Source organism: Limosilactobacillus reuteri (genome assembly GCF_002254085.1).
Taxonomy (GTDB): domain Bacteria; phylum Bacillota; class Bacilli; order Lactobacillales; family Lactobacillaceae; genus Limosilactobacillus; species Limosilactobacillus reuteri_K.
On sequence record NZ_NGPY01000038.1, the window covers coordinates 1 to 4,367 of the forward strand.

Genomic DNA, 4,367 nt, shown 5'->3' on the forward strand with positions numbered 1-4,367 from the left:
GTCTATCACTCACATGTGATTAAGATCAAAGGAAAGTCATATCGCTTGGCATCGGTCAATTCCTAAACCGCCCAAATCATACATTTTTAAACCGCCATAAAATGACAATTTAAAACCGCCCTTGACACTATCGAGCTTTTAGTTTTGGGTTTGTGAAATCTTATCCAGTCCTTTCACGTGGATTTGAGATTGAAACTGAGATGAGTATTTTTGCGACAGTTAATAATCTTGCCGTGAAAAATCATATTATTGAATATCGTGACCGACCTGCGGGAAGCGAGAGCAAGTTGAATACTTTCTCGGATGGTTTTAAGGTCTTGCGACTAATTTTTACTCTTTATAGGAATTACAAGCCATTTAATTTTTACGGATTGTTAGCACTTTTGCTAGTAATTTTATCATTAGGATTCTTTATTCCTAATGTTTGGCTGCCGTATGAAGCAACGGGGAAGGTTGCCAATATGCCGACACTAGTGGTATGTGGCTTTTGTGTAATTGCTGGGATTATTTCTTTCTATAGTGGCTTGATTCTAGACTCAATTCAACGTAAGGAAAGGCGTGAATTTGAATTTAGATTACAAGAGCTTCACTTTGAGAGAAAAAAAGAAATCAAATAAACTAGTATTTCAAGATTACAAGTAACCCACTTAAAACTTACTTGTAATCTTTTTGTAATTTAAGAGTGGTAAACTAAGAAACGATTAAATAAAAGGGGAAGGTATATCTTAAATTATGGCAAGTGATAGTAACTCAAAAAACAATCAGTTTCGCGTTGTATTACCAGTAATCTTTACATTTGGGGCTTCATTAGTTTTCTTCCAAGGGAATGCACATGCTGATGATGCCAATGTTACTGCTGATACAGCGGTCACTACTACACAAACCAGTGACAATCAACAAAGTAGTAATTATCAAAATGCTAATGTTGCTTTGATGACTGCCCAAGCTGTTCAGACTCATGCCGCTGAGCAGACTGCTAATACAGATCCTAATAAAGGGGCTGTTGATATTAGCGCGGAGAATGCACAAAATGTCGCTAATGCACCAGCAGTTGACACCCGGCCTAATGTATCAACGAATCAAATAAGTAATACCCAAGCTGATCCAGAAAATGGAACTGCTTCAACGACCATTAGTGGGACTGGTAACATTAACACTAATGGGCTTTTTGCTCGTAATGTACAATTTTTAGAAAGTATCCACCAAGGAGCAGTTGATGGCTGGAAGCAATTTGGAGTCTTGCCATCATTGACTGGTGCTCAAGCTATTATTGAAAGTGGTTGGGGACAATCTGCTTTAACTACTCAAGGTCATAACTTGTTTGGAATCAAGGGTTCTTATAATGGACAATCAGTTACAATGCCGACTTATGAGTATTATGGTGGTCGGTATGTTCAAATAAATGATGCTTTCCGCGCATATCCGTCAAATTATGAAAGTATTGTTGATCACGGTCGTTTCTTAAAAGAAAACAGTCGCTACAGTAATTTGATCGGTCAAAAAGATTATCAAACTGTTACCCACTTAATTCGACAAGATGGATACGCTACTGATCCACAATATACAAATACGCTTAATCGTGTAATCCAACAATATAATTTGACTGCTTGGGACCAAGAAGCCTTTAATGACAACATCAATATTGGTCATATTGATAATATTTCTGTTCAAGGAGATAATCTTAAAGTGGAAGGCTGGCATGCTACTAATAATTATGATCAAAGTATGCATCACTTTATCATTCTACTTGATGGTAATACTAAGCAAGAATTATATCGTCAAGAAGTCCCTGGTACTTACCGGCAAGATGTCCAAAATGTTTATCCAAATGCCAAGATTTCTGGTTGGGGTGGTTTTAGCTTAACTGTTCCGAACTCTGCTAATTTTGCAGGTAAGACAATTCAAGTTGTTTCTCGTTATACTAAGAATACTAATGGTGAACCAAATGGTGGAGACGATTTATGGTTTAATTCGGTAAATCTTAATACTAATGCTGGTTATCTTGACAATTTCAATATTGATGCTGCTACTAATACTCTTAATATTAGTGGTTGGCATGCAACCGATCAATCAGCTGGCAAGGATCATCATTTTATTATCCTTTATGATGCCACTAAGAACCGGGAGTTAGGTCGATATGAAGTTAATTCCGCAATTCGTAATGATGTTGCCAAGGTCTACAATGTTTACAGTGCTGGTAAATCTGGATTTAACCTTCAAGTAAACCTTAGTCCAGCGTTGATTGGTGATAATATTCAAGTAATTTCTCGTTACAGTAATGCTGCTAATGGTGAAGGCAATTATGTTGATTATTGGTTTGCACCAAAAACGTTTAATGCGAACCAGTCATATTTAGATAAGGTTGAGATTTCAGATAACCAAGTTCATGTTAGTGGTTGGCAAGCTGCTGATGCAAGTGTTAAGGAACAAAATCATTTTGTGATTCTTTACGATGCTACTACTCATCAAGAAATTGCTCGTAAACAGGTAAGTAATGTTAGTCGCCCTGACGTTCAACGAGCTTATCCAAACATTGCTAATGCTGGTAAGTCTGGCTTAGATGTTACCTTTGACTTTAATAGAGCAGCTTACGCGGGACATCAGTTACAAGTAATTTCCCGTTATAGTGATGCAAATAATGGTGAAGGTAATCGTACTGATGCATGGTTTGCTCCTACCACTGTCCCAAGCAACAATCAAGGATTTCTTGACAGCTTTGTTGTAAAAAATGGTGAAGTAACGGTAACTGGCTGGCAAGCCGCTGATCAAAGTTATAACCAAAAGAATCATTTTGTTATCCTTTATGATGCTACAACTCACCGTGAAATTGCACGTCAACAAGTAACTAACTTAGATCGACCTGATGTTCAAAAAGCATATCCGTCAATCTATAACTCTGCTAAATCTGGTTTCAAAGCAGCATTTAAATTAGATAGTAGTTTAATTGGACATGAGATCCAAGTGGTTTCCCGCTATAGTGATGCAAACAATGGTGAGGGTAATCGCACTAATTTCTGGTTTGATGCTATTAAGTTACAACGTTTATATTAAAAAGATTGAAAAAGCAGTATTTGTCCAGAAGAGCAAGTACTGCTTTTTCAATTGTACGAACATTAAAGGAAAAAATGCATAGCTTATGTTAAGTGCAGAAAAGTTAAGTCAGTCTTATTCCGAGCGGTATAAAAAGCAAATATCATTTGATAACATTACTGATAATATTGTTCAAATTGATTTACCTTTTTAGATAATTTTAATGATGAAATTACGATATACGCTATTGAGTTACCTAATAATAAAATAAAAATAACTGCTGATGGTTGGACATTAAATAATCTAGAAGAACATGGGGTTAATATTCGACGATCAAAAACACGAAGAAACATTTTTGAAAATGAAGTTGCATCTTATGGAGTGGTAGTATCAGACGATGAATTTTCACTAACGGCTTCTAAAAGTAAATTTTCAGAAGCAAAGTATCGATTATTGCAAGCTAGTTTATTTGTTAATAACATGTTTATGCTTTCATCGACTCATACGACTAATGTTTTTCTTGAGGATTTAAAAATTTCCTTTGAGACTAATAATATTCGTGCAACTCAAAGCGTTTCCTTCTTAGAAAATAAAAGTTAATTAGAGATGCCTTAACAAAATGTTACGTATTTATAAACGATTGCAGTAAAGAGAATACAAGAGTGAACGTTAATCCAAATATTATTACATTATTCAATCAAAATGATATCATTCCTGTTAAAGATAGTGAGCGGAATAAGTTTATCAAAGAGTTAGCTATGTGAAGTCAGCACCGGTATTAAAAAAAACGTCTAAATAGTAATTAATGATTTTTTGAAGTTCCTGACGACAAGTTTCAGCTTCTTAATAAAAAGGTTCGTAAAAACAAATTTTAAGCAACTGTGTTAAAATAAGAAAGGATTTTTGTTAATCATAAGGAGGCCACTATGAAAGGAATAATTTTAGCTGGTGGGTCAGGAACCCGCCTTTATCCAATTACGCGTGGTATTTCAAAACAATTGATTCCGGTTTATGATAAGCCGATGATTTATTATCCACTATCGACTTTGATGCTAGCGGGAATTAGGGATATTTTGGTGATCTCGACACCAGAATATTTGCCGCTATTTGAAGAATTATTGGGTGACGGGTCTAGTTTGGGCTTGAACTTCTCTTATAAAGTTCAAGAAAAACCAAATGGACTCGCCGAAGCCTTTATTCTCGGCGAAGATTTTATTGGTGACGATAGTGTTTGTTTGATTTTAGGGGACAATATCTATTACGGCGCTGGATTATCGGACCTTGTGCAATCAGCAGCGAAAAAAACTGATGGCGCCACGGTCTTTGGCTACCATGTC

The 4,367-nt window shown here is 35.9% G+C and carries 2 protein-coding genes and 2 pseudogenes; all 4 read left to right on the forward strand.

Translation table 11 applies throughout. The annotated features are described in order from the left end of the window. Window positions 1-128 precede the first annotated feature (128 nt). A pseudogene (locus CBG10_RS07450) lies at window positions 129-617 on the forward strand (glycosyl transferase); the annotation flags it as partial. 115 nt (window positions 618-732) lie between these two features. Beyond that, on the forward strand, window positions 733-3,051 hold the full coding sequence (locus CBG10_RS07455) for a glycoside hydrolase family 73 protein (protein ID WP_094512165.1): 2,319 nt from the start codon (window positions 733-735) through the stop codon (window positions 3,049-3,051). 198 nt (window positions 3,052-3,249) lie between these two features. Beyond that, a pseudogene (locus tag CBG10_RS07460) lies at window positions 3,250-3,630 on the forward strand (DUF1828 domain-containing protein); the annotation flags it as partial. A gap of 326 nt (window positions 3,631-3,956) precedes the next feature. Next, on the forward strand, window positions 3,957-4,367 hold a 411-nt coding region (locus tag CBG10_RS07465), incomplete at its 3' end, for a sugar nucleotidyltransferase (RefSeq protein WP_179225344.1).